The organism is Mucilaginibacter sp. GW821-FHT07G05, from assembly GCF_059418565.1.
On sequence record NZ_JBWKQC010000018.1, the window covers coordinates 1 to 24,572 of the forward strand.

The 24,572-nt window shown below is 43.7% G+C and carries 24 protein-coding genes; 16 read left to right on the top strand and 8 right to left on the bottom strand.

Going from position 1 to position 24,572, the window contains the following annotated elements:
• Positions 1 to 269 precede the first annotated feature (269 nt).
• Positions 270 to 1,634 carry an exonuclease domain-containing protein gene (locus AC07NA_RS25750; RefSeq protein WP_494900902.1) on the bottom strand — a complete coding sequence of 455 codons (1,365 nt, stop codon included), beginning with the start codon at positions 1,632 to 1,634 and terminating at the stop codon, positions 270 to 272.
• A 100-nt stretch (positions 1,635 to 1,734) separates the two neighbouring features.
• On the opposite strand from AC07NA_RS25750, the gene AC07NA_RS25755 reads away from it, so the two are divergent.
• Positions 1,735 to 2,064, top strand: coding sequence for a hypothetical protein (locus tag AC07NA_RS25755; RefSeq protein WP_494900904.1), 330 nt, complete (start codon positions 1,735 to 1,737; stop codon positions 2,062 to 2,064).
• Here the strand turns inward: AC07NA_RS25755 and AC07NA_RS25760 are convergent.
• The 3 genes from AC07NA_RS25760 to AC07NA_RS25770 all read right to left on the bottom strand — a co-directional run bounded on the left by AC07NA_RS25760 (position 2,031) and on the right by AC07NA_RS25770 (position 3,815).
• Positions 2,031 to 2,777, bottom strand: a complete 747-nt coding sequence (locus tag AC07NA_RS25760) for an ABC transporter ATP-binding protein (RefSeq protein WP_494900906.1) — start codon at positions 2,775 to 2,777, stop codon at positions 2,031 to 2,033. The two genes, AC07NA_RS25755 and AC07NA_RS25760, sit on opposite strands and share 34 nt — an antisense overlap.
• Before the next feature lie 142 nt (positions 2,778 to 2,919).
• Positions 2,920 to 3,207, bottom strand: a complete 288-nt coding sequence (gene gatC / locus AC07NA_RS25765; RefSeq protein WP_345214268.1) for an Asp-tRNA(Asn)/Glu-tRNA(Gln) amidotransferase subunit GatC — start codon at positions 3,205 to 3,207, stop codon at positions 2,920 to 2,922.
• Positions 3,204 to 3,815: a lysophospholipid acyltransferase family protein gene (locus AC07NA_RS25770; RefSeq protein WP_494900909.1), complete on the bottom strand. Its 612-nt coding sequence runs from the start codon at positions 3,813 to 3,815 to the stop codon at positions 3,204 to 3,206. The genes gatC and AC07NA_RS25770 overlap by 4 nt, the downstream gene beginning before the upstream one ends.
• Before the next feature lie 158 nt (positions 3,816 to 3,973).
• Between AC07NA_RS25770 and trpS the strand changes: the two genes are divergently transcribed.
• From trpS to AC07NA_RS25805, 7 genes are all read left to right on the top strand, one after another.
• Positions 3,974 to 4,969, top strand: coding sequence for a tryptophan--tRNA ligase (gene trpS / locus AC07NA_RS25775; protein ID WP_494900911.1), 996 nt, complete (start codon positions 3,974 to 3,976; stop codon positions 4,967 to 4,969).
• 161 nt (positions 4,970 to 5,130) lie between these two features.
• On the top strand, positions 5,131 to 5,745 hold the full coding sequence (locus AC07NA_RS25780) for a deoxynucleoside kinase (RefSeq protein WP_345214265.1): 615 nt from the start codon (positions 5,131 to 5,133) through the stop codon (positions 5,743 to 5,745).
• A 277-nt stretch (positions 5,746 to 6,022) separates the two neighbouring features.
• Positions 6,023 to 6,469 carry a hypothetical protein gene (locus tag AC07NA_RS25785; RefSeq protein ID WP_494900913.1) on the top strand — a complete coding sequence of 149 codons (447 nt, stop codon included), beginning with the start codon at positions 6,023 to 6,025 and terminating at the stop codon, positions 6,467 to 6,469.
• The gene (gene kdsB, locus AC07NA_RS25790; RefSeq protein ID WP_345214263.1) at positions 6,469 to 7,194 is read left to right on the top strand and encodes a 3-deoxy-manno-octulosonate cytidylyltransferase; all 726 of its coding nucleotides are present in this window, start codon (positions 6,469 to 6,471) and stop codon (positions 7,192 to 7,194) included. The genes AC07NA_RS25785 and kdsB overlap by 1 nt, the downstream gene beginning before the upstream one ends.
• A gap of 73 nt (positions 7,195 to 7,267) precedes the next feature.
• Positions 7,268 to 8,407, top strand: coding sequence for an FIST signal transduction protein (locus tag AC07NA_RS25795; RefSeq protein WP_494900915.1), 1,140 nt, complete (start codon positions 7,268 to 7,270; stop codon positions 8,405 to 8,407).
• 23 nt (positions 8,408 to 8,430) lie between these two features.
• Complete coding sequence (locus AC07NA_RS25800; protein WP_494900917.1) at positions 8,431 to 9,969, top strand: ATP-binding protein; 1,539 nt, start codon at positions 8,431 to 8,433, stop codon at positions 9,967 to 9,969.
• Between the two features lie 405 nt (positions 9,970 to 10,374).
• A complete protein-coding gene (locus AC07NA_RS25805; RefSeq protein ID WP_494900919.1) occupies positions 10,375 to 10,935 on the top strand; it encodes a pyridoxamine 5'-phosphate oxidase family protein in 561 nt (186 codons plus the stop codon).
• Between the two features lie 145 nt (positions 10,936 to 11,080).
• Here the strand turns inward: AC07NA_RS25805 and pyrF are convergent, their stop codons facing one another.
• Entirely contained in the window at positions 11,081 to 11,911 is an 831-nt protein-coding gene (gene pyrF / locus AC07NA_RS25810) for an orotidine-5'-phosphate decarboxylase (protein ID WP_494900979.1), read from the bottom strand.
• A gap of 266 nt (positions 11,912 to 12,177) precedes the next feature.
• Here pyrF and rho point away from each other — a divergent pair, with 266 nt between their 5' ends.
• Together rho and pssA are read left to right on the top strand one after the other, a co-directional pair.
• Positions 12,178 to 13,812, top strand: coding sequence for a transcription termination factor Rho (gene rho, locus AC07NA_RS25815; RefSeq protein ID WP_345214273.1), 1,635 nt, complete (start codon positions 12,178 to 12,180; stop codon positions 13,810 to 13,812).
• Positions 13,813 to 13,892: 80 nt separating this feature from the next.
• On the top strand, positions 13,893 to 14,615 hold the full coding sequence (pssA, locus tag AC07NA_RS25820; RefSeq protein ID WP_345214274.1) for a CDP-diacylglycerol--serine O-phosphatidyltransferase: 723 nt from the start codon (positions 13,893 to 13,895) through the stop codon (positions 14,613 to 14,615).
• Between the two features lie 968 nt (positions 14,616 to 15,583).
• On the opposite strand, the gene AC07NA_RS25825 is transcribed toward pssA, so the two are convergent.
• Both AC07NA_RS25825 and folK read right to left on the bottom strand, forming a co-directional pair.
• Positions 15,584 to 15,961 carry an Hpt domain-containing protein gene (locus tag AC07NA_RS25825; RefSeq protein WP_494900922.1) on the bottom strand — a complete coding sequence of 126 codons (378 nt, stop codon included), beginning with the start codon at positions 15,959 to 15,961 and terminating at the stop codon, positions 15,584 to 15,586.
• A 23-nt stretch (positions 15,962 to 15,984) separates the two neighbouring features.
• Positions 15,985 to 16,464, bottom strand: coding sequence for a 2-amino-4-hydroxy-6-hydroxymethyldihydropteridine diphosphokinase (gene folK / locus AC07NA_RS25830; protein ID WP_494900924.1), 480 nt, complete (start codon positions 16,462 to 16,464; stop codon positions 15,985 to 15,987).
• An 86-nt stretch (positions 16,465 to 16,550) separates the two neighbouring features.
• Here folK and sppA point away from each other — a divergent pair, with 86 nt between their 5' ends.
• A complete protein-coding gene (gene sppA, locus AC07NA_RS25835) occupies positions 16,551 to 18,320 on the top strand; it encodes a signal peptide peptidase SppA (protein ID WP_494900926.1) in 1,770 nt (589 codons plus the stop codon).
• Between the two features lie 69 nt (positions 18,321 to 18,389).
• On the opposite strand, the gene AC07NA_RS25840 is transcribed toward sppA, so the two are convergent.
• On the bottom strand, positions 18,390 to 19,574 hold the full coding sequence (locus AC07NA_RS25840; protein ID WP_494900928.1) for a hypothetical protein: 1,185 nt from the start codon (positions 19,572 to 19,574) through the stop codon (positions 18,390 to 18,392).
• A gap of 161 nt (positions 19,575 to 19,735) precedes the next feature.
• Here AC07NA_RS25840 and AC07NA_RS25845 point away from each other — a divergent pair, with 161 nt between their 5' ends.
• Genes AC07NA_RS25845 through AC07NA_RS25865 form a run of 5 tightly spaced genes read left to right on the top strand, consistent with a single transcriptional unit; the run spans position 19,736 to position 24,464 of the window.
• Positions 19,736 to 21,418 carry a helix-hairpin-helix domain-containing protein gene (locus AC07NA_RS25845; RefSeq protein WP_494900930.1) on the top strand — a complete coding sequence of 561 codons (1,683 nt, stop codon included), beginning with the start codon at positions 19,736 to 19,738 and terminating at the stop codon, positions 21,416 to 21,418.
• A 12-nt stretch (positions 21,419 to 21,430) separates the two neighbouring features.
• Positions 21,431 to 22,414 (top strand): D-glycero-beta-D-manno-heptose-7-phosphate kinase, encoded by a 984-nt coding sequence (gene rfaE1 / locus AC07NA_RS25850; RefSeq protein ID WP_494900932.1) that lies wholly within the window; start codon positions 21,431 to 21,433, stop codon positions 22,412 to 22,414.
• A gap of 3 nt (positions 22,415 to 22,417) precedes the next feature.
• Positions 22,418 to 22,972, top strand: coding sequence for a D-sedoheptulose 7-phosphate isomerase (locus tag AC07NA_RS25855; protein ID WP_494900934.1), 555 nt, complete (start codon positions 22,418 to 22,420; stop codon positions 22,970 to 22,972).
• A gap of 3 nt (positions 22,973 to 22,975) precedes the next feature.
• Entirely contained in the window at positions 22,976 to 23,476 is a 501-nt protein-coding gene (rfaE2, locus tag AC07NA_RS25860) for a D-glycero-beta-D-manno-heptose 1-phosphate adenylyltransferase (RefSeq protein WP_494900935.1), read from the top strand.
• A gap of 16 nt (positions 23,477 to 23,492) precedes the next feature.
• Entirely contained in the window at positions 23,493 to 24,464 is a 972-nt protein-coding gene (locus tag AC07NA_RS25865; protein ID WP_494900936.1) for a glycosyltransferase family 9 protein, read from the top strand.
• Positions 24,465 to 24,572: the final 108 nt, after the last annotated feature.

Genomic DNA, 24,572 nt, shown 5'->3' on the forward strand with positions numbered 1-24,572 from the left:
CCAGGACATCACTGTAACCGTAAACACATGACAGGACTATCTTAAAAACCTGTAAACTTTTTTTAGGACGAGACAGTTTTTTTTCAGACTTACGAAGTTTTTAAAACTTCGTAAGTCTTTCTTCGATTTGAGGACGAGCCATTTTAGGCGCTTTTAAAAAACTGTCATGCTGAGGTACGACGCATCTATTAGCAGACTTGCATAGCGAAGAAGATCCTTCATTTCATTCAGGATGACGGGTAAGGAAGGTTGAAAGACCTACCAATAATCTACCCAAACATTACCTTCCGTTCCGGGAAGCGGGTGGCATAGCTGGCTACGATGTTGCGTACATAATCGTTGCCCGGGTATGGGGTAAGGTGGGTTTTCAACTGCTGTACATCGTCGGCATTAAAATAGTGCGATATGTAGCCCATGCCGTAAAAACGGCCTTTTTCTATCAGAATACAGCTATGCTCATCATCGGTACGGCCTTCATCGCGAATAGCGAAGGTGGGCAGGGCGGTGTTCAGCTCATCAATGGCGGCATTTACACGCTGGTTATAACTATCGGCACTTTCGAGGCCTTCGCAGGCGCATTCACTGCTGTTGATGCCGGTACATGTTGCCGCGTTCTTTTGTATAAAGCACAGCTTAGGGCAAAGCTCAAACTTTTCTATCAGGTAATTAAGCAGGGTATAACCTTCTGTTAAGGTATTACAGGTATACAATGGCGACTGGTACTTGCGGTGCTTATCCATCGCCAGACGAACATAGCCACGTTGATCTATATAATCGTACAGGGCATAAGCATGTTCAAAGCGTTTTAACGAGCGGTTATATTTAGGCCACAGGCGTTTTATCTCCACGGCTTCCAGCACAAAAGCGATCAGTTCGGTACCGCATAGCTGGTAGGTAATGCTATGAATGTTGCGTAAAAACTCCTGCCTTTGCAGGCCGGGATTATTACCGGTAAAGTGACTGCATACCCGCTTTTTAAGGCTCTTGGCCTTGCCAACGTAAATAACCTTCCCCTTTTGATCGTGAAAATAGTACACACCGGGACTGTTAGGCAGTTGATCTATCTCCTTTTTATACAGATTAGGTGGTAATACCTGTTCTTTTGAACCTTGCTTAAGGGCTTTGCCAATGTGATTTTCCTCGTCTTTTTGCAGCAACATGGTAAATAGCTGCGCGGTGGCTTCGGCATCGCCGGCCGCACGGTGGCGGCTCTCGTTGGCTATGCCCAGCTGCGCGCAAAGCTTACCCAGGCTGTACGACATATAGCCCGGCAAAATTTTACGGCCCAAGCGTACGGTACACAATTTATTACACTGCAAATCGTACCCGGCTTGTGCCAAATGGAAACGAACGAAAGAATAATCGAAATTTACGTTGTGGGCTACAAAGATCTGCCCGTTAAGTAGTTGGAATATCTCGTGCGATACATCTTTAAATAATGGCGCTTTACGCACCATTTCGCCGGTTATACCGGTTAAGGCGCTTATGTAAATGGGGATCTCGCGCTGCGGATTAATGAGGGTTTGGTAGCGTTTTACTACCTTTTGACCATCGTGTATACAAATGGCAATTTCTGTAATGCCATTCGCATTGGCATGGCCCCCCGTAGTCTCAATATCCACAATCGCGTACATATCTCAAAATTAGCATTAATTACTAATAATTTTAGGAAATAAAAAGTAATTATCGAAATTTAATAAGCGGTGTAGTCAGTCTTACTATATAATCAAAAAGATGATGAGCAACATCGTCAATACTTGGAACATATATATACAAGCAGAAAATATTAACGCTGCTGTATGGCTTTTGATGGCAGGTTTAATCAAATACAATAAAAGGCATATAAATGCCGATATAAAAATGATTACTTCAATAAAACGCTTGGTTGGATTTTGCGAAAAAACATGGTTGAAAATAAAGAGCACAAAACACGCAGCCCAATATAGCCAAAAGCTAATATCATTAATGCTAACCATTCGGGCAGTAGGATGCGAGGACGTTTCTTCTTCCATACCCAAATTTATGATTTTTTACAGTGCCTCTGTACCTCTCGATACAGTATGAATATCCGGATTTTGGTAATCCTTCTCTATCAATCCATCGCGCATACGCACTATGCGGTGGGCATGCTGGGCAATATCTTCTTCGTGCGTTACCAGTATAATGGTGTTGCCTTTAGCGTGAATATCTTCCATCAAACCCATAATTTCTATAGAGGTTTTGGTATCGAGGTTACCGGTAGGCTCATCGGCCAGTATAATAGAGGGGTTGTTGATGAGGGCACGGGCTACGGCCACACGCTGGCGCTGGCCACCCGATAGTTCATTCGGTTTATGATCAACACGGTTACCTAAACCTACATTTTCCAACGCTTTACGGGCACGTGCCGATCTGTCGGTTTTGCTGATACCGGCATAAACCAGCGGCAGGGCCACATTATCTAACGATGTATTGCGGGGTAGCAGGTTGAATGTTTGAAAAACGAAACCAATTTCGGCATTGCGTACCTCTGCCAGCTCGTCATCGCTCATGTGGCTTACGTTAATGCCATTGAGAATGTACTCGCCTTTGGTGGGGGTATCCAAACAACCTAAAATATTCATCAGGGTCGATTTTCCCGAACCTGAAGGCCCCATCAAAGCCACAAATTCGCCCTTATTTATAGTTAAAGATACATCCTTAAGCGCGTGGATCACCTCGGCACCTATAACGTATTTACGGCCTACATTTTTAATGGAAATAAGCGCTTGCTCTTTATTGGTATTGATGGCGTGCATTCGTTTTTGTTGGTTTGACTGCAAGAGGTAGGGAAATGTTACAGTCTTAAATTCAAAAGTTAAAATTCAAAAGTCAAAAAACTGAACGGGGGCATAACACGCTTGATGTTTTGAATTTTAACTTTTGAATTTTGACTTACAATTACCCGATTACTTTCGCTACCAAAAAGTGGCTGCCATCGCTTTTTGGGGCGTTTAGCAGGCCTTCTTCGGTGGTTATTTCCTGGCGTACTACATCTTCGCGCAGTATGTTAGCATCGTTGGTCATGTATATTAATGGTTCAACGCCGGTTGTATTTACCTCGTTAAGTTTGGCCATAAAATCGAGGATACCGCTCATATCCTTTATCATTTCCTGCTTTTCATCTTCGGCCAGTTCCAAACGTGCCAGGTGGGCTATCTTATCAACGGTTTCTTTATCAATGGTCATGCTTGCTCCAGTTTTTGTTTGATAATGCTGTGTACCTCGTCGCGCAGGGCATCGGCATCATCAACGGTTAAATGCGCTGTTTCAACAGGCTTGTGTACAAATATATTACAAACACCCGGTTTGCTGCCAAATTTAGCGGCATCATCCCACAAAATTTTCCAGGTGTTTAACGAGGTTACGGGTATAATGGGTATTTTATGTTCAATAGCCAGGCGAAATGGCCCGTTTTTAAACGGGTATAATTCGGGCGGAAAGGTATCGGGAATTGTACCCTCGGGGAAGATCACCATGGTAACACCTTCCTGCAATCTTTCCGATGCTTTTTTGAATGCCCGGAACGCCGACATTTTACTGTCCCGGTTCACCGGAATGTCAATTGTACGAAAGAACAAGCCGGTAACCATGCCATCCAGCAGTTCATCTTTCCCCATAAAACAGATATTGTTTTTTATGGCTACGCTGATAGAGGATACATCCAGATTGGAGGTATGGTTGGGGCATATAATATAGGTACGTTTCCAGTCGATGGGTTGCTCATAATCAATATTATAGAAAATGCCTGCTACCGCCGAACTGATGAAACCCCACACACGCCTGAACTTGTTCATGGTGGGGTAACGCGATGGTTTGCGCGAAAAAAAATATAAAAACGGCCAGAAAATGAAATAAAAAAAGCCAACAGAATAACGGTAAAAGTTGGAATGGAGCTTTCGCAATATCATTTTCATCGGTACCAAAAATATAAAAAATACTTACTTTCGCCCCTATGGAAACTGTTGTTAGTGGAATCCGGTCGACCGGGAACCTGCATTTGGGAAATTACTACGGAGCTATACAGAACTTCGTAAAAATGCAGCATGAGTATAATTGCTATTTTTTTATTGCCGATTTGCATTCGCTTACCACGCATCCAACCCCTGCCAACCTGTACAACAGCGTAAAACAGGTGCTAATTGAATACCTGGCCGCCGGTATCGACCCGGAAAAGGCTACCATATATATACAGAGTGATGTTCCCGAAATATCGGAGCTGTACCTGTACCTCAACATGAACGCCTATTTGGGCGAACTGGAACGCAGTACCTCCTTTAAAGATAAAGTGCGCGCCAACCCCGATAACGTGAACGCGGGCCTGTTAACCTACCCGGTTTTAATGGCTGCCGATATCATCATTCATAAAGCCACAAAAGTACCCGTAGGTAAAGACCAGGAGCAACACCTGGAAATGGCCCGCACCTTTGGTAACCGCTTTAACCGTTTATATAATAACGATTACTTCCCCGAGCCTTACGCGTTTAGCTATGGCTCGAACCTGGTGAAAATACCGGGACTGGATGGTAAGGGTAAAATGGGCAAATCGGAAGGGGAAGCAAATGCCGTATACCTTGCTGACGCGCCCGAAGTGATACGCAAAAAAGTAATGCGCGCGGTAACCGATGGCGGCCCTACTGTTGAAAACCAGGAGAAACCTTCGGAGATCCAAAACCTGTTCGATTTGATGAAGGTAGTATCATCACAAGATACTTACGACCATTTTAACGGCTTATATAACAGCATGCAAATACGTTACGGCGATCTTAAAAAGCAGCTGGCCGAGGATATGGTGATAGCCACTGCGCCCATCCGTGAAAAAATAAATGATATAGCTAACGATGCCGATTATTTAGGCCGCGTATCGCGCCTGGGAGCCGAAAAAGCACGCGAAAGCGCCTCAAAAACTATTAGAGAAGTAAGGGAAATTATAGGTTTCCGGAGCTTTTAGTTAAGTATATAGTTTGATAGTTCATGGTGCTTAATGTATATTAGGCGTCAATAGATGGTGGTTATAGCTAATAGTTGTAATACTGAATGCCGAACAAATTTATTAGCCGCGGAACTCAAATTGTCTATTAAAAACGGATTGTCAACTGCAAACTAATTACTATGCACATTGCTATTGTAGGGAACATAGGCGCAGGTAAAACCACACTTACCGAGCTGCTTGCAAAAAATTATGGCTGGGAGCCGCTATACGAAGCGGTTGACAATAACCCTTACCTGGAAGATTTTTACAGCGACATGAAGCGCTGGAGCTTTAACCTTCAAATTTATTTCCTGAACAGCCGTTACAGGCAAATCATCGAGATACAACAAAGCGGGCGCAACATTATACAAGACCGTACCATATACGAGGATGCCTACATTTTTGCAGAGAACCTGCACGATATGGGCCTCATGACCACCCGCGATTACGAAAATTACAAGTCGATATTTGATAATATTACATCGTTCATCAAACCGCCCGATCTGCTGGTATATCTTAAGGCATCGGTACCAACATTGGTGAACAACATACAGCGCCGCGGCCGCGAATATGAAAGCGGTATCAGGCTCGATTACCTATCGAAACTGAACGAAAAATACCAGAAATGGATTGACGGCTACAAGCTGGGCAAACTGCTGATACTGGATAAGGACAACCTTGATTTCGCGGGCAATACCGAAGATTTGGGTACCATAGTGCAGTTGATAGAACGGGAACTTAACGGCTTGTTTTAATAGTAAATAATAAATAAACGATTGTCATTGCGAGTTTTAAAATATGGGCAATATGAGGTAAGATGACATGTGAAACTGAGATAAAGGTTGGCCTGTCACCCTGAGCTTGTCGAAGGGTGTGTGGGTGATGGCCTCTACGCACAATCCTTCGACAAGCTCAGGATGACCCATTATAAGTACTTTAAAAAATATCAAGGGTAAGTATCCCGTAATAAAACATTATTAATATAATTACCAGGTGATCAATTACACAGGCAGATACTTTTATACGTTCAATATGAACAGGTTATCAATTTTGCTGATGGCATTGCTGTTCGCAGGGTGTTCAAGTCATAAAACGTTAGATCTTAAAACCTTCAGCATGGAAATGCCCAAACAGTGGCATTATAAAAGCCTGCCCGGGTTTGATGATCTGTCGGGAATAATTGTGAAGGGAAAATCGCAGGATAGCGTAGTACTTACCTTCGATTACAGCGCCAAGGGCTATGCCAATAATTTAAAACACATAACCGATTCTAATGCAAAAGCTTATAACATACGTATAGATAGTACAGATAGATATGTTGTAAGAATCGTTTGGCCAAAAGTTGCCGGTAAAGGCACTACAGGCATACACTATAAAGGGCGTACCTCACGGTTTGCTTTTAGCGTTGCCGGATACAATCTCATAAAAAAAGACCAGGAACTGGCTTTGGCGGCATTTAAAACCATCGTTATTAAATAATGAAAACTTTAGGCATCATCCCGTCCCGCTACGCGTCGAGCCGTTTTCCCGGTAAACCATTGGTTGATATTGCCGGTAAAAGCATGATACAGCGGGTGTATGAGCAGGCTAAAAAGTGTGTAAGCCTGTCGGAAGTGATTGTCGCTACTGATGATGCCCGCATTTACGACCACGTAACCGCCTTTGGCGGCCTGGCGATGTACACGGCCGACTATCACCAAAGCGGTACCGACCGTTGCGCCGAAGTAGCCCTTAAATATCCCGAATACGATATTGTAATTAACATACAGGGTGATGAACCTTACATCGACCCGGAACAGATCACCAAACTGGTAACCTGCTTTACCGATGCCGATACGCAGATTGCCACCCTCGTAAAACGTGTAAAAACCACCGAAGAACTGTTCAATACCAACTCGCCCAAAGTAGTACTGAATAACAGGCTGGAGGCTATCTACTTTTCGCGCTCGCCATTGCCGCACATTCGTGGCGAACAGGGCGAACATTGGATAGACCATTACACCTATTTTAAGCACATAGGCATTTACGGTTACCGTGCCGATGTATTACATAGCGTAACAAAACTACCCGTTTCATCGTTAGAACAGGCTGAAAAGCTTGAACAGCTGCGCTGGATACAAAACGGGTACCGCATAAAAGTTGCCGAAACCGAACTGGAAACTTACGCCATAGATACCCCCGAAGATCTGCGCCTGCTGTTTTAATTATTGTTTGCAATTAACAGCCAATAATTAGGTAGCTTTAGTATTATAAACCGCTATTAATAACATCAATAAAATGAGAGTTAACCAGCTTCATTTTGCCAATAACCGTTGGACGGATTATGCCACACACCCTGCTTTTGATGCAGCGAAATGCCGCCTTGTGCTGGCCTTTGGTTCACCCGATCTGATAGCCGATCCGGAGGTTTATCCTTACCTGCGCTCGCTTTTTCCGGCAGCCGAGATCATCTTTTCATCCACCTCCGGCGAAATTATCGATGATAACGTTTTTGACGATACCATCGCCGTTACAGCCATTGAGTTTGAAAGATCAAATATTACATCGGCCAGTACGCATGTAAGCAAGCACGAAAACAGTTTTGAAGCCGGCGCGCACCTGATGCAGCAATTGGATAAGAATGGTTTGAAAGCCGTTTTCATTATATCTGATGGTACCTACATCAACGGCAGCGAACTGGTGGCTGGATTCAACTCCATCAATCCGTCGCAGGTACCGGTAACGGGTGGCCTGGCCGGTGACGCCGACAGGTTTAAAAGCACTTTTACAGGTATTAACAGCGTACCAACCGAAGGTAATGTTATAGCCATTGGTTTTTATGGCGATAGCCTAACCGTAGCCCATGGCTCGTGCGGCGGCTGGGACGAATTTGGCCCGGAACGCACCATTACCAAAGCCGATAAGAATGTATTGTACGAGATAGACGGTAAAAACGCGCTCGATCTGTACAAGCAATACCTTGGCGATTATGTGAACGAACTGCCGGGTTCGGCCCTGTTGTTCCCGCTATCGTTAAAAATAAATGGTTCGGAAGAAAATTTGGTGCGCACCATATTGACTATTGATGAGGACGAAAAGACCATGACCTTTGCCGGTAACCTGCCCGAAGGCAGTAAGGTAAGACTGATGAAAGCCAATTTTGATAAGTTGATCCGTGCATCGTCAGAAGCGGCCGCCGGTGCCGTAGCCGACTTTAGCGGGCAGGCCGAACTGGCTATTATGGTGAGCTGCGTAGGCCGTAAACTGGTATTGAACGATTTAACAGACGAAGAACTTACCGCGGCAAAAGAAATTTTAGGCGCTAACACCAGTATTACAGGCTTCTATTCGTATGGTGAATTGTCGCCGTTCAATCAGCATTCTAAATGCGAGCTGCACAACCAAACCATGACAATTACCACTTTTACCGAACAATAATTGCTGTAAAGCGTATAAACGTAATGCCATATCATAATTTATTAAACAAGCAGATCAGGAAATATCTTCCGCAACAATATATTGAGGATGAGGGTTTGCAGTTATTCTTAAACAGTATTAATAACTCGTTTAATAATTTTGAAAAGGCTATTAACCTCGCCGATCATGCCTTTAATGTAAGCGAAAACGAATACCAGCACGTAACGGCCGATCTGCGCCAGCAAAACGAAATAAAACAAACCTCGATATCGCAACTTAAACAAGCCATCAAATCGTTAGACCCCGAAGCAGAGCTGAATATTTCAGATACCGATTCGGATGATGACCTGATCCATATCATCGCCTTTTTGCAGGAACGCATAGCCAAAGCCAAGGAACTGGAAACGGAGCTGATCCTCTCTAAAGATATTGCGGTAAAAGCGGCCATGGCCAAATCGCAGTTCCTGTCAGTAATGAGCCATGAGATCCGCACGCCGATGAACGCGGTAATCGGCTTTACGCACTTGCTGCTGCACCAGGATCCTAAGCCCGAACAAATGGAGTTTTTAAACCTCCTGAAGTTCTCTGCCGAAAACCTGCTGGTGCTGATTAACGATATACTCGATTTTAATAAGATAGAGGCCGGTAAAATAGAGTTTGAAAGCGTTGATTTCAGCGTAAAGGAACTGATCTCGAACATCCGCTTGGCCCTGTTGCAAAAAGCCAACGAAAAGAATATCAGCATAAAACTGATGCTCGATCATGACCTGCCAAATGCCGTTATAGGCGACCCGGTCCGTTTAGGGCAGATACTGACCAACCTCATCAGCAACGCGGTTAAATTCACCACGGCGGGCAAGGTTACCGTTACGGCATCATTGGCCGGTCAGCAGGATGGTACTTCGTCTATCGACTTTGAGGTGTCTGACACAGGTATAGGTATCCCGGCCGAAAAGTTGGAATACATTTTTGAAAGCTTTAGCCAGGCCAGTTCTGATACCACGCGCAAATACGGCGGCAGCGGCTTAGGGCTTACCATTACCAAACGCCTGCTGCAATTACAGGGCAGCGATATTTATGTAGACAGTACACCGGGCAAGGGTTCTACCTTTTATTTTACGCTAACTTTTAAAGATAGCGATAAGGTAATATCCAGCCAGGCAGCCAGCGACGAATTTTATAAGCTGAAAAGCCTTAAAGGTACCAAGCTGCTTATAGCCGAAGATAACCAGATCAACATTACCCTCGCCAAACAGTTTATGGCCCAGTGGGATGTGGAATGCGATATTGCCGAAAACGGTAAAATTGCCCTGATGCTGGTACAAACCAACAATTACGATATGGTGCTGATGGACTTGCAAATGCCCGAAATGGACGGCTACCAAACCACCACCGCCATCCGCGAACTACCCGACGACAAGTACCGCAGGCTCCCCATCATCGCCCTCACCGCATCGGCCATGCTTGATATCCAGGACCGTGCCTTCACCGTAGGTATGGACGATTACCTGAGCAAACCCTTCAACCCTAACGATCTGCATAAAAAGATAGCTCATTACAGCCTTAAAAAAGAGAGAGTATAGTAGTGAGTTGTTAGTGGTGAGTAGTGAGGGAATCTGGCCGACCATAGGCCGTTATTGGTTTTTGGTAATTACCTTACGCTGTCATGCTGAGGAACGAAGCATCTATTCTCCGATTAGTATGACAAAGAAGATTCTTCACGATGTTCAGCATGCCAGGTCATGAAATACATCATGGTGAGCATGTCGAACCATGTGGGAAGGTCTCTGCGCACGCAGTCTTCGACATGTTTAACCTATAGGCTATCCTCAAAAATCGAAGGAAGACTTACGAAGTTTTAAAAACTTCGTAAGTCTGAACCGCCCCTCCTATCTAATTAAAAAATTTTCAATAAAGTTAAATTCAACCAACACAATATTAAAGGCCAATGGTTATTCTTATATCATTTACCTATTATAAATATTGTTATGGATAGCATTAATAAACAACAACCCGAAGATAATTTTGAGAATCTGGAGGGTAACAAAGCCTGGAAAAAGCTGAAAGAGCTGGCCGAAAAAGCCGAAAGCTGCTTTTTTTGCAGTAATATAAAAACCGGTTTGCCATTTTCAACACGACCTATGTCGCCGCAAAAAATTGATGATAACGGCGACCTGTGGTTCCTGAGCGCGAACGACAGCCATAAAAATGAGGAGCTGGCGGCAGATCCGTTTGTGCAGCTGCTGTTTCAGGGATCGAGCTATTCGGGCTTTTTAAACATTTATGGCGTAGCCGAAGTAAGTGAGGACAAAGCCAAAATTGAAGAGCTATGGGAACCTACGCTAAAAACCTGGTTCACCGAAGGTAAAGATGATCCGCGCATCAGCGTGATCAAAGTATCACCTACCCAAGGTTACTATTGGGACAACAAGCATGGTAACGCGGTAGCCTTTATCAAACAAATTGCAGGTTCAATCATCGGCAAAACACTCGATGATTCAATAGAAGGCAAACTGGAACCTGTGGAAGGAAACAGCGTAAGAAATTAAATAACAAGGCCTCCTGTCATTCTATTAAACAGAATGACAGGAGGCCTTTTATATAAGATGATATTTATGTTGTACTACACTGAACCCCAAACCTGAATCCAGAAGCCTCCTCTCCCCTACAACTCACAACACACAACTTGCAACACTAAATAACTCCCGCCTTCTCTAACTCCACCTGCATTTGCTGCTGTAATTTCAACGCTTCGGCACGGGCAGCATCGGCAAAGTCTTCGCCATTGCTTGCATATATAATACCGCGCGACGAATTAACGAGCAAACCGCAATCTTTAGTCATACCATATTGGCATACATCTTCAAGACTACCGCCCTGCGCGCCTACACCGGGAACTAATAAGAAATTATCGGGGGCGTGTTTGCGTATATTGGTAAACTCGGTGCTTTTGGTGGCACCTACTACAAACATCAGTTTATCGGCACCGGCCCATGTATTGGCTTTTTTGATAACGGTTTCGTACAGGTGGCCGTCTTCGGTTTCGAGGTATTGAAAATCTTTACTGCCTACCGATGAGGTTAAGGCCAGCAGTATGATCCACTTACCATCATATTTAAGGTATGGCGTTACGCTGTCATTACCCATATAAGGTGTAATAGTGATGGCATCAAAGCTCATTCCGGATGCTTCTTCGTCAAAAAAAGCTTTGGCATACATGTCAGATGTGTTACCAATATCACCCCTTTTGGCATCTATTATATTTAAGGTGTCCTTTGGTAAATACTGCCAGGTTGAAATAAGGCTTTGCAGGCCTTTTACACCACGGCTTTCGTAAAAAGCGGCATTGGGTTTATAGGATACGCAAAGATCTTGAGTGGCATCAATTATACGTTTATTAAACTCGAATATCGGGTCGGGGTAACTCTTTAAAAACTCGGGTATCCTGGTTATATCGGTATCTAAACCAACACATAAGAACGATTTTTTTTGTTTGATCTGGCCGATCAGCTGGCTGCGCGAAATCATTGCTAATATTAATTTAGTGTCAAAAAAACTAAAATTTACCTTAAGTGTTAGCCTAATTGAGATATTTATTTTTAATAATTTGTTTTTTAAATTTAATTGAGTAGAATTGCATCGTTTTCCTTTTTGAATTTTTCTTGCACTAAAGAAACGATTTAAAACTCCACGTTATATTTATTAAAATTTACATGGTTTTGGTTGCATAGCAAGTGCAGGAGAACATTCTGTCAAATAAAATAATTCTTTTTGAACTATAATCCATATCAATGTCTGATACCACTGAATTGAACGACAAGCTCGTATCTGAGTTGCGCGAGATTGCCAAGAGTTTAGGTATTGCCGAAGCCGATGAATTACGCAAAGCACCGCTTATCGGCCGTATTGTTGAGCAGCAGCAGTTAATTGAAGCTGCACGTGTACAACAAAGCATAACTGAACAAAACTACACCGAAAATAAAGCCGAAGCAGAAAGTGCCGAAGCTACCGACGATAAACCACGCAAACGCACCCGTACTATAAAACCCAAGATCACTACACCGGCTACACGCCAGGAAGTGCCGCTTGACGATACTAAACAATTCGATTTACAGGACGATGAACCAATTCAGGACGAACCTGAAGAAGTTACCGCGGCGCCTGTAGCAGAAGAAAAACCACAGGAAGAACAGCCTGCACCGGCACCACGTGCTGAAGCACCTGCCGCACCTGAGGCACGCCCTCAAAAGTTTGAACGCAGGGTTAATCAAAACCAGCAAAAGAACCAGGAAGCGGCTATAAATCTTGATTTTGATAACGTTATTATAAATGAAGGCGTACTGGAAATTATGCCCGATGGCTATGGTTTCCTTCGCTCGTCAGATTATAACTACCTTACCTCTCCCGATGATATTTACGTATCGCAATCGCAAATAAAACTGTTCGGCTTAAAAACCGGCGATACGGTACGTGGCAGCATCAGGCCGCCAAAAGAAGGTGAAAAATACTTCCCGCTGGTACGTGTTGAGGCCATCAATGGCCGCGGGCCTGCCGAAGTGCGCGACCGTGTTCCGTTTGATCACTTAACGCCGCTTTTCCCGTCAGAAAAACTGAGCTTGTTTACTGATGCCAACAATTACTCTACCCGTATCATGGATTTGTTCTCGCCTATTGGTAAAGGACAGCGCGGTTTAATTGTAGCCCAGCCAAAAACAGGTAAAACCATGTTGTTAAAGGATGTGGCCAACGCCATAGCTAAAAACCACCCGGAAGTTTACCTTATTATATTACTTATTGACGAGCGCCCTGAAGAGGTAACCGATATGGCCCGCAGCGTACGCGCCGAGGTAGTATCATCAACCTTTGATGAACCAGCCGAAAGACACGTAAAAATTGCCAACATTGTGCTTGAAAAAGCAAAACGTATGGTAGAGTGCGGTCATGATGTGGTGATATTGCTCGATTCAATTACCCGTTTGGCACGCGCCTATAATACAGTGGCGCCTGCATCTGGTAAAATATTATCGGGTGGTGTTGATGCCAACGCGTTACACAAACCAAAACGCTTTTTTGGCGCGGCCCGTAACATTGAGGATGGCGGTTCATTAACCATCATCGCTACGGCGTTAACCGAAACCGGCTCAAAAATGGATGAGGTGATCTTTGAAGAGTTTAAAGGTACCGGTAACATGGAGTTACAGTTAGATCGTAAACTATCTAACAAACGTATCTTCCCTGCTATCGATATCACTGCTTCAAGTACCCGCCGTGATGATCTGTTGCTTGACCGCGACACCTTGCAACGTATCTGGATACTGCGTAACCACCTGGCTGACATGAACTCACAAGAGTCAATGGAGTTTCTGCAAAGCCAGATCAGGGGAACAAAAACTAACGAAGAATTCCTGATCTCAATGAATTCATAATAAAATTAAGTTTGTAAAGTTATAAGTTAGCACAAAGTTAACTTGTAACTTTACCATACTTACTATACCTTCATGCCGAAATGAAGAAACGCGTTAGAAAACACCTTCCAAATTTTATCACTTGCGCCAACCTGTTTAGCGGCTGTATAGGTATCGTATTTACTTTTACCGATAACCTGATATTCGCTTCTTACGCTATTTTTTTGGCGGCCATATTTGATTTTTTTGACGGACTGGCCTCACGTGTACTTCAATCCTACTCAGGCATAGGTAAAGACCTCGATTCGCTGGCCGATATGGTGAGCTTCGGCGTACTGCCATCAGCCATATTATACGAACTATTTTTACAGGCGCCACAAATACACGGGATAAGCGAATACCTTAATTTTGTAGCTTTCCTGATACCGGTATTTTCGGCATTAAGGCTGGCCAAGTTTAATGTAGATACCCGCCAGGCCGAAAATTTTATAGGCTTGCCAACACCGGCAAACGCCATCCTGATCGCTTCTTTCCCACTGATGCTGCAACAGCACACCGCGTTTTCGCAATACATTCTGAACCCGTACGGTTTAACTGTATTTGTACTGATTATGTGTGCTTTACTGGTGGCAGAAATGCCGCTGATGTCGCTAAAGTTCAAAAACCGCGATTTTAACAAGAATATCTTCCGCTACCTGCTATTGCTGTTTTCGGCAATACTGATCCTCTTCTTCAAATTCGCGGCGGTACCGGTGGTTATCTTATTCTACATTACCCTCTCTATCATCCAGTTTAAGTTTACCGGCGAGAAGATTGCAGGGTAAATGAAACAAAGCGCCATCGTGAAAAAGCGTCGCAGACGCTAACCCAGTTTAAGCACTCGTTGAAAACCACTGTTGGGAAGATCATAAATGTCATGCTGAGGTACGAAGCATCTGCCTGCAATTAGTTCTTCGTTAGGAATGGTTCTGCTATAATTGAACGTTAGTGGATGTAACTTTCTTTTTTCTCTCAAAAAAGAAAGTCACCAAAGAAAAAAGTCGCGGCTGCGCAAGGAACTATGTTTGGGTTGTGCTTAGGCAGGGCTTGTGCTATCCGTTCCTTACGATGCCGCATTTTTGTGGGTATGTGAAGGTTGTGCTTTTGCATTGGCACCCCTTATCCCGCAGCCGCTTGGCTCCGGCCAAGTGGCAACTATTACGCGGCCTCCGGCCGCTGTACCATCGCTTCAATTAGTAAGCTGAAAGCTTACGCCATGCGTGCGTCACGAGTTACGCTATGCTAAACTCGCGACAGCAACCAGTCGTCAGCAAACAGCTTCAGGCGAAAGCGGGCAGAACTGTGGTGTGCCATGAGCGCAAAGGCGGGCATAGCGAACTTGTTGTATGAGGGTGGGGAAATGAGCGGTGGGGCAAAAGTTCCAGCCCCAAGTTCTGCACGGTTTGCAGGGAAGGCCTCGTGCGAAAGAAGCCTTTTGCTGGACAAGCCTTTTTGTTACCTTTTGTGGCTACAAAAGTAATAGCCCCTGCGGCAATGAGCAGACTAACGTTAATCCCAGCACAAACAAAACATAAGTAGAGATTACTTCGTTCCTATCCATGACGTGTTAAAAAAAACTGTCATTCTGAACGCAGTGAAGAATCTTCTTCGCTATGCTTATCTGCGATAGATGCTTCGTTCCTCAGCATGACAGTGGAAAGTGGGTGTGAGCCACCGTCATTTTACTTTCAAAGTCCAAGAGAATTAAAATTCTCAATGACGCGGTTTTTTATAAAGCTTCCAAGCTTATTATCTACAAACCCGCTTCTTTTTCTTGTTTAATTTGCTCCAGTGTAATGAGGTTTTCGGCGAGTAATTGCTGTACCTGTTCAAACTTTTCTACTACTTCCGCGGGGTTTTGCGCGCCGCCTTTACTTAGTATTTCCACATCCTGTAAAAGTGCCTGGCTGTTGGGCATCCCGAAAAATCCAAGGTTGGGTTTCAGTTTGTGCGCGGCGGCGGCGGTAGCCTGCCAGTCTTTAGCGTCAATAGCAGTACTTATTGATTCCAGTAATTCAGGTGTTTGTTGCAGGAACATGGCTATCGACTCCACTATAAACTCATCGCTGCCATCAGCAATTTCGTACAAAAAGGAAAGGTCCAGGTCCTGGTTAGGTGAAATACTTGACATATAAAAGGTTTCAAAACTCAAATCTATAATTTTTTTACTATCAATGTATCTTTCAAAGCATTTTTGATACTTAATACATTGTTATTCAGTACCGGATGAATTAACTCCGGCGCTATTTCGGCCAGTGGTTCCAGCGTAAACCGCCTTTCGTGCAAGCGGGGATGCGGTACCTGCAATTGCGGTTCGTTAATTACCTGGTCGCCATAAAATAGCACATCAATATCAATAACCCGTGCTCCCCACCGCTCTTTTCGTACCCTGCCCAGTATACTTTCAATATGCAATACCCGCGTTAGTAACGCCAAAGGCGGTAGTTCTGTTTGCAGTAAAATCACCTGGTTAAGATAATCCGGCTCATCTGTTTTACCCCACGATTGCGTTTCATATACCGACGACACCTTTATTACCGGCCCAACTTCCTGCACTATATGCTCAACAGCCTGCTGCAAATACATTTCGCGCTCACCTAAATTGGTACCCAACAGCAAAAAAACGTCTATCATGTTGTAACAAATATTATTACCGTGGCTCTTAACATTATACGGCATCGAATTACTAAGTTTGCATATATAACGATTTATAATATTTAATGAAACAATTCTTCAAATTTGTACTGGCTACCATTGTAGGGTTTATATTGATAGGTGTGCTGGGCGTTGTGTTAATCATCGCTATCGTATCATCGGCCGGCGATCAAAAACCACAGGTTGAAAATAATTCGATATTAACACTTGAATTTAAAAATCCCATCACCGAACGTACCCCCAACAATCCGCTTGCTGATTTGGGTATTTTGGGTTTCGATAAAGATAAACCCATCGGTCTTAACGATATCCTCACCAACATTAAAAAAGCTAAAACCGACAGTAATATAAAAGGTATTTACCTTAACGAAAGCTATATGCAATCGGGCCAGGCCACTACCGAAGAGATCCGCAACGCGCTGATCGACTTTAAAAAATCGGGTAAATTTATTATCGCTTACAGCGAAGTATACACACAGGGCTTTTACTACCTGGCATCGGTAGCTGATAAGGTTTATGTAAACCCTAACGGTTATTTTGAATTTGGCGGCTTTAGTTCTGAAGTTACCTTCTATAAAGGCGCGCTTGATAAACTGGGCATTGAGGCACAAATTATAAAAGTGGGCACCTTTAAAAGCGCTGTTGAGCCATTGGTACTTACCAAAATGAGCGATGCCAACCGTTTACAGGTAAGTTCATATTTGGGTTCGTTGTATGATCATTTCCTTGCCGGTGTAAGCAAATCGCGTAACGTAAGCAAAGATTCTTTGTTTAACTATGCCAACAGAATGAGCATACAATATCCGCAGGACGCGTTGAAATATAAACTGGTTGACGGCCTTAAATATAAAGACGAGGTATTAAACGACCTGAAAAAACGTACCGGGGTTGATTTGGATGACGATCTTAAAACTATAGAAATTTCGGAATACACCAACTCAACATCTGAAACCAAGGATGAAGAGAGCGGCAGTTCAAGTTCGCGCATTGCCATGATATACGCCTCGGGCGAAATTTCGGGCGGTGATGGCGACGATAACAGTATCGGCTCTGAAAAATTATCAAAAGCCCTGCGTACCGCGCGTTTAGATAAAAAGGTAAAAGCGATAGTATTGCGTGTAAATTCACCGGGGGGCAGTTCGCTGGCGTCTGATGTGATCTGGCGTGAGGTTGCCCTTACCAAAAAGGTGAAACCGGTGATAGTTTCTATGGGCGATGTAGCTGCGTCAGGCGGTTATTATATCTCATGTGCGGCCGATTCTATCTTTGCCGAACCAAATACTATTACAGGTTCTATAGGTATTTTCGCGGTATTGCCCAACATGCAGAAGTTTTTTAACGATAAGCTGGGCGTAACTTTCGATGGTGTAAAAACCGGTCAGTATGCCGATTTGGGTGATATCAGCCGCCCCCTTACCCCTGCCGAACGCGCCATATTACAAAACCAGGTGAACCACGGTTATGATGTATTTACCAAAGTAGTGGCCGATGGTCGCCATAAAACGCAGGATTATATTAACAGTATTGGCCAGGGCCGTGTATGGACAGGGTCGCAGGCGTTAAAGATTGGCTTGGTTGACCGCCTGGGCAATATCCACGACGCGGTTAAATCAGCAGCGAAAATGGCCAAGCTAAAAAACTATAAAATTGTAAACTATCCGGAGCAGGAAAGCAAGTTGAAACAATTAGGTTCGGGCTTTACCGCAGAGGTAAAAACCCGCATTTTACAATCAGAACTGGGCGATAATTACCAGTATTACGATCAAATTAAAAAGGTAACCAAAATGATGCGCATACCGCAGGCGCGTTTGCCATATAACATCAGCATAAAATAATTATACATTATTATATACCAAAAAGCCGCCCATTAAAGGCGGCTTTTTGTATTTATACACCACTTGTTATCACGAGCTTTCCCGGTATTTTACGCCCATTAACTTGTTCGGCTTTAGGTAGAGGTTATCATTTTTAAAATCGAAGATGACGTTAAAACGTTTCAAAAAGTCGTTGCCAAAATAGTTGATCTCGAAACCTACCGGGTTTTTATTGCTCAATACATAAGCAGGGACATTAGTCAAATTGAAACCACTAAAGCTTAACAGTGGTATCTCTACCAGTTTGATCTCGTATTTTACGCCCCGCGGATCGGTAAGCATGGATGATTTGATCACCTTCATATCAGCCGGGACACCCTGGCCTTTCATCCAGTTACCATCCAAAATCAGTGCCTGATCGGAACCGTTATCAAACAAAAACTTGCCCGCATACTGCTTATCCCCTACTTTTAAAGTTGCTGCCGCGCTTACAAACGACCGTATAAACTCCAGTTTCGATTTAACATAGCCCTTGGTTTCGGGCAATTTTGAGTGGATGATCATCAAGTTTTTGTCGTAATCGAGTTCTACCTGCTTACCTTCAAACAAATTCCAGCCAAAGCGGCCATCCATCTCATGAGCCGTGAAAGTAGTAGGCACAATTTCCTGATCGGTCCACACCATAGTGCCCATTTGCAGCTTGCCTACCTTTTTCAGGTTATTGTAATCGGGCTTTGCTTTACCGGCTGATACATCGGCCTGGTTAGTTAGCAAGTTTGTTTTTTTAAGGATAGCATCGCGCGTTAAGCGGAAATCAAAAGAACTTGCATCAAAATGGAAGTTTAAGGTATCGGTGTTGTTGAATACCGTTTTCACCTGTATGGTATTGTACGCGGTAAGCGTAAACGGAATAGTATCGTGCCGAACAATGCTTTTTTGCTGTTTATTTTCGGCAGGTATGGCGCTGGTAATTTGGGTGTAGCAGGAATCTTTCCCGTTTAACAATACTACAAAGTTGAACTTAGTGCCCGGTTTCACCTTAACCCTTATCGAATCAATATTGGTATAAAATGTAACCCATTTTGCTTTGCGTGTACGGTCGGCTGTATAAACATCGGGCCGTATCTTAGGCGAAAGCGACCACGCGTTTTTATCGAGGAAGCCGCCGTCATTTATGGCAACAGATTTGGAAGTCGCCTTTATAACAGGCAGTTTAGTTTGCGCCATGGCCGGTTGAACCAGTAGCAGCGCGGCAAAAAGATGCAGATATTTCATTGATATTTTTAGAGGGTAAATAATTACCTTTTGGTATTCCCTTTAAAATTACATGCAATTATTAAATATAAACAAGCCCGCCATAACTATTAACACATTTAATTGTTAACAAAAGCCGCCCATTACATGCGGCTTTTGTATTTTTGCACCCTTGATTCTATATGGAAAATAAACCTATATCCCGTACGCTGCGTTTACTTTCGCAACTGATGGAACTGCACGATGTTAACCAGTTTAAGATCCGCTCGATTGCCAACGCGGCTTTCAAGGTGGATAAACTGCCTTTTCAGGTTGCAGGCAAATCTTTTGAAGAGCTTGAAAAAGTTGATGGTATAGGTAAAAGCATAGCCGCCAAAATAATAGAGTTGCAGGAAACAGGCACCCTCGCCGAACTACAGGAGATACTGGCCGTTACGCCCGAAGGTGTGGTGGAAATGATGGGGATTAAAGGTATCGGCCCTAAAAAAGTAGCCATTATTTGGAAAGACCTCGGCATTGAAAATACCGGCGAACTATACTACGCCTGCAACGAAAACCGCCTTATTGAGGCCAAAGGTTTCGGCCTTAAAACCCAGGAAGAGATCCGCAAGGCAATAGAATTCAGGATGGCGAATAACGGCAAGTTCCTGTACGCGCAGGTTGAGCCCGAAGCCAAAGAATTAATGGATGAAATTAAAGCGACCTTCCCGGAGGCTTTAAAGCATTTTTCGGGTGAGTTTCGCCGTTACAGCGAGATTATTACCGAACTTAATATTGTGCTGGGTACTAATGATAAGCAACTGGCTATTACTACCCTGTTGCAATCGGAAATATTAAAGAACACTGCCGTGGTTGACCATCACGTTACCGGCGAATTAAGCAATGGTTTATTGGTTGATATTACCTGTATTGAAAAACAGGAGTATTACCTGCAATTGTTTTTAAGCACCGGTGATGATGAGCATGTGCAAGCCGTTTTAGACAGGATACCCGAAAAACTGGATCAGCCTGAAAGCGAGGAGATGATCTATAAAAAGGCAGGCCTTAGCTGGATTCCGCCGGAACTGCGCGAGGGAACTGCTTATATTGAGAAAGCCGCGAAAGATGAACTGCCCGATCTGATAGATTACGCCGATTTGAAAGGCACACTGCATAACCACAGTACCTGGAGCGACGGTGTAAACACGCTGGAAGAAATGGCCATCTATTGTCGCGATAGCCTGAAACTGGAATATTTAGGCATTTGCGATCACAGTAAAACCGCGGTATACGCCAAGGGCTTAAGTATAGAACGTGTATTGCAACAACACGAAGAAGTAGAGCATCTGAATAAAAAGCTTGATGGTTTCCGTATTTTTAAAGGGATTGAATCGGATATTTTGAGCGATGGATCATTGGATTACCCGGACGAGATCCTTAAAAAGTTTGATTTTATTGTGGCATCGGTACACTCCAACCTAAAAATGGACGACGAAAAAGCGACCATCCGCCTGATAAAAGCAATTGAAAATCCATATACTACCATATTGGGGCATCCTACCGGCAGGCTGTTATTGAGCCGCAAAGGTTACAGCTTTGATCATAAAAAGGTGATAGATGCCTGCGCCGCCAATAATGTGGTTATTGAAATAAACGCCAATCCGCTAAGGCTCGACCTCGACTGGCGCTGGCACAAATACGCTTTAGATAAGGGCGTTTGGCTATCCGTTAACCCCGATGCGCACCGTAACGAAGGCTTTTTAGATATGCATTATGGTATACATGTTGCCCGTAAAGGCGGCTTGTATAAAGAAAAGTGTTTAAATGCGTTATCATTGCAACAAATTACAGATTTTTTCGATCGTAAAAGGTCGGCTAATAGCTAATATAAATTAAGAATGCTTAAACAAAAAGCACAGGAAATACAATTAAAAGGCACGCAACCCAATATACTGGTAATTGGCGACCTGATGATAGATCACTATATTACAGGCAGTGCCAGCAGGCTGTCGCCGGAGGCGCCCGTACCTATAGTAAATGTAAAAAATGAAACTACCACCCTTGGCGGTGCCGGTAACGTAGTACAAAATCTGGTAGCGTTAGGTGCCAGTGTACAGGTAGCGGGTGTAGTTGGCAATGATATTTACGGCACCCGGTTAAAAGAAATTTTAGCAGAAGATGGTGTCTCAACAGATGCTGTTGTTGAAGATAATAGCAGACCCACTACCGTAAAAACACGTGTGCTGGTAGGCAGCCATCAAATGATAAGGGTTGACCGCGAGGTAACCAATAGCCTTGATGCTTCTTTAGAAGATGAACTGCTGGATAAACTTTCGCCATCTATCAGCGAGGCGGATATCATTATCCTGTCCGATTATAACAAAGGATTATTTAGTCCGCAGCTTACTCAGCGTATTATTAAAGCCGCAAACGCGCAGCAAAAAAAAGTAATTATCGACCCAAAAGGACTTGATTATTCAAAATATAAAGGCGCTTATTTGATAAAGCCTAATCGTAAAGAGCTTTCTGAAGCTGCAAAAACTGCAAATATCAATACCATTGATGACTTGCAACAAGCGGCAAAAGTGATATTTTCAGAAACCAATACCGAATACCTGGTGGTTACTTTATCTGAAGAGGGCATGGTAATATTGAGTGAGCTTACTTATAAATTACTTCCTGTTAAGGCTACATCGGTATTTGACGTAACCGGTGCCGGTGACACCGTTTTGGCCACTATCGCTTATTTTATGGCATCGGGTTTGGCTATTGATGAAGCCTGCGAACTGGCCAACCATGCGGCGGCTATTGTTATTAAACAAATAGGCAGCGCCACCACCACAATCAACGAAATTATTGACCATATAACCACACAACAATAAATTATGGTTATCCAGGAACTTATTGAACACCAAAAAACGATACAAAAGGTAATTGATTCGCTTACACCTGCAATTGAACAGGCCTGCGAAATGATGACATCTACTTTAAGTAAAGGCAACAAGGTGCTGATAGCCGGGAACGGCGGAAGCGCGTCTGACGCGCAACATATAGCGGCCGAGCTTACCGGGAGGTTCGTTAAAGAGCGAAAATCATTACCCGGTATAGCGTTAACTGTTGATACTTCGGCTATTACAGCTATTGCTAATGACTACGGTTACGACCGTGTTTTTGCCCGCCAGGTAGAGGGTTTTGCCCGACCCGGCGACCTTTTTATAGGTATATCAACCAGCGGCAACAGCCAGGGGATACTGAACGCATTTGATACCGCAAGGGAATACGGCTGCCAAACACTGGGGTTATCCGGTCGTGATGGTGGTAAAATGAACGGCTTGTGCGATCTTAATATCGTAGTGCCATCTGACGTTACCGCGCGCATACAGGAAATGCATATTTTAATAGGCCATATTATGTGTAAGGCTGTTGATGATTTATTTTAAGCGATGAGAACCGACCTTGAAAATACCCTGCTCACCAAAATACGCGATCAGGAAAGCGGAAAAGCCATCATAGATAACTGGAAAAACGAAGGCAAAAAGGTTGTTTTTACTAACGGCGTGTTCGATTTGCTGCACATCGGCCATATTACTTACCTGGCTAAAGCCGCCGAAGAAGGTGATAAACTGGTGATCGGGCTGAATGCAGATAGCTCGGTAAAACGTATAAAAGGCGAAAGCCGCCCGGTGAATGATCAAAGCAGTCGTGCGGCTATACTGGCCGCCCTATTTTTTGTGGACGCGGTGATCGTATTTGAGGAAGATACTCCTTTAAACCTGATTACCAACCTAATGCCCAATGTATTAATAAAGGGTGCTGATTATACCGTTGACAATATTGTTGGTGCCAAAGAAGTGATAGCAGCAGGCGGCGAAGTAAAAACCATTACTTTTGTAGAAGGATATTCGTCGACAAAGATCATCGAACGCATAAAAAAACAGATCTGATACTGAGGGTTATAAAATGAAGATATTGGTAATCCGCTTTAGCTCCATGGGCGACATCATTTATACAACCCCGGTTGTACGATGCCTCAAAAAGCAATTACCTAATGCCGAAGTCCATTTTTTAACCAAACCCGCCTTCAAATATATATACGATAACAATCCTTATGTTGATAAACTGCTGCTGTTGCAGGATACCTTATCGGCAACAATAGAGCAGATAAAGACAGAACGATACGACCTCATTATCGATCTTCATAATAATCTGCGTACGGCTATTATTAAATTTCGTACCGGTATCAGATCGTCTACCTATAAAAAGCAGACGATACGTAAATGGCTCAGTCTTAAGTTTCATGTAAAGCTGGTGCCCCCAACTCACCTGGTAGATCGTTACCTCGAAACCGTGAAATTTTTAGGCGTAAGTAATGATCTGGCACCTATTGATTATTATATTAAGGAAGAACACCAGTTGAAAGACCTCCTTCCCCCTGCTTTCGCCAAGGGTTATGTAGCCTTTGTGATAGGCGCAACGCACTTCACCAAGCGGTTACCAAACCAAAAGATCATCAATATTTGCCGCGAAATTGATGGCCCGGTGCTGTTATTAGGTGGTAATGATGTTAAAGAAAATGGGGATATTATAGCTACAGCCTTAGGTAAAAAGGTACACAATGCCTGCGGAATTACCAGTTTAGATCAATCTGTTTTCCTGGTTTCGAAAGCGAAAAGCGTGGTTGGTTTTGATACCGGCCTCACCCACATTGCCGAAGCATTTAACAAACCGATAGCCTCTATATGGGGTGGTACAGTACCCGAATTATTGGGTGTACAACCCTATATGGTACACGATGCCATGGTAGCCGGTGTTGATATTTCCTGCCGCCCATGCTCAAAATTTGGTTTGGCCCAATGCCCGCTTGGCCATTTTAAATGTATGAATGATATGCCCGAAGAGCCTATCGTGGGCTTTATCAATTCCGCAAAGTAAGCCCGTGTAAATAATCGCGCTATTTTCTTATTAAGCTTATGTTATAATTACTCAACAGCCTTTCTATAAAGCGTTGAATTAATTATCTTTAGGCACACAAAGCGTTAT

What these genes read in the sequence shown, in the direction of transcription:
- AC07NA_RS25750 (WP_494900902.1), bottom strand. Translation starts at nt 1,634, where the DNA reads ATGTACGCGATTGTGGATATTGAGACTACGGGGGGCCATGCCAATGCG.
- AC07NA_RS25755 (WP_494900904.1), top strand. Translation starts at nt 1,735, where the DNA reads ATGATGAGCAACATCGTCAATACTTGGAACATATATATACAAGCAGAA.
- AC07NA_RS25760 (WP_494900906.1), bottom strand. Translation starts at nt 2,777, where the DNA reads ATGCACGCCATCAATACCAATAAAGAGCAAGCGCTTATTTCCATTAAA.
- gatC (WP_345214268.1), bottom strand. Translation starts at nt 3,207, where the DNA reads ATGACCATTGATAAAGAAACCGTTGATAAGATAGCCCACCTGGCACGT.
- AC07NA_RS25770 (WP_494900909.1), bottom strand. Translation starts at nt 3,815, where the DNA reads ATGAACAAGTTCAGGCGTGTGTGGGGTTTCATCAGTTCGGCGGTAGCA.
- trpS (WP_494900911.1), top strand. Translation starts at nt 3,974, where the DNA reads ATGGAAACTGTTGTTAGTGGAATCCGGTCGACCGGGAACCTGCATTTG.
- AC07NA_RS25780 (WP_345214265.1), top strand. Translation starts at nt 5,131, where the DNA reads ATGCACATTGCTATTGTAGGGAACATAGGCGCAGGTAAAACCACACTT.
- AC07NA_RS25785 (WP_494900913.1), top strand. Translation starts at nt 6,023, where the DNA reads ATGAACAGGTTATCAATTTTGCTGATGGCATTGCTGTTCGCAGGGTGT.
- kdsB (WP_345214263.1), top strand. Translation starts at nt 6,469, where the DNA reads ATGAAAACTTTAGGCATCATCCCGTCCCGCTACGCGTCGAGCCGTTTT.
- AC07NA_RS25795 (WP_494900915.1), top strand. Translation starts at nt 7,268, where the DNA reads ATGAGAGTTAACCAGCTTCATTTTGCCAATAACCGTTGGACGGATTAT.
- AC07NA_RS25800 (WP_494900917.1), top strand. Translation starts at nt 8,431, where the DNA reads ATGCCATATCATAATTTATTAAACAAGCAGATCAGGAAATATCTTCCG.
- AC07NA_RS25805 (WP_494900919.1), top strand. Translation starts at nt 10,375, where the DNA reads ATGGATAGCATTAATAAACAACAACCCGAAGATAATTTTGAGAATCTG.
- rho (WP_345214273.1), top strand. Translation starts at nt 12,178, where the DNA reads ATGTCTGATACCACTGAATTGAACGACAAGCTCGTATCTGAGTTGCGC.
- pssA (WP_345214274.1), top strand. Translation starts at nt 13,893, where the DNA reads ATGAAGAAACGCGTTAGAAAACACCTTCCAAATTTTATCACTTGCGCC.
- AC07NA_RS25825 (WP_494900922.1), bottom strand. Translation starts at nt 15,961, where the DNA reads ATGTCAAGTATTTCACCTAACCAGGACCTGGACCTTTCCTTTTTGTAC.
- folK (WP_494900924.1), bottom strand. Translation starts at nt 16,464, where the DNA reads ATGATAGACGTTTTTTTGCTGTTGGGTACCAATTTAGGTGAGCGCGAA.
- sppA (WP_494900926.1), top strand. Translation starts at nt 16,551, where the DNA reads ATGAAACAATTCTTCAAATTTGTACTGGCTACCATTGTAGGGTTTATA.
- AC07NA_RS25840 (WP_494900928.1), bottom strand. Translation starts at nt 19,574, where the DNA reads ATGAAATATCTGCATCTTTTTGCCGCGCTGCTACTGGTTCAACCGGCC.
- AC07NA_RS25845 (WP_494900930.1), top strand. Translation starts at nt 19,736, where the DNA reads ATGGAAAATAAACCTATATCCCGTACGCTGCGTTTACTTTCGCAACTG.
- rfaE1 (WP_494900932.1), top strand. Translation starts at nt 21,431, where the DNA reads ATGCTTAAACAAAAAGCACAGGAAATACAATTAAAAGGCACGCAACCC.
- AC07NA_RS25855 (WP_494900934.1), top strand. Translation starts at nt 22,418, where the DNA reads ATGGTTATCCAGGAACTTATTGAACACCAAAAAACGATACAAAAGGTA.
- rfaE2 (WP_494900935.1), top strand. Translation starts at nt 22,976, where the DNA reads ATGAGAACCGACCTTGAAAATACCCTGCTCACCAAAATACGCGATCAG.
- AC07NA_RS25865 (WP_494900936.1), top strand. Translation starts at nt 23,493, where the DNA reads ATGAAGATATTGGTAATCCGCTTTAGCTCCATGGGCGACATCATTTAT.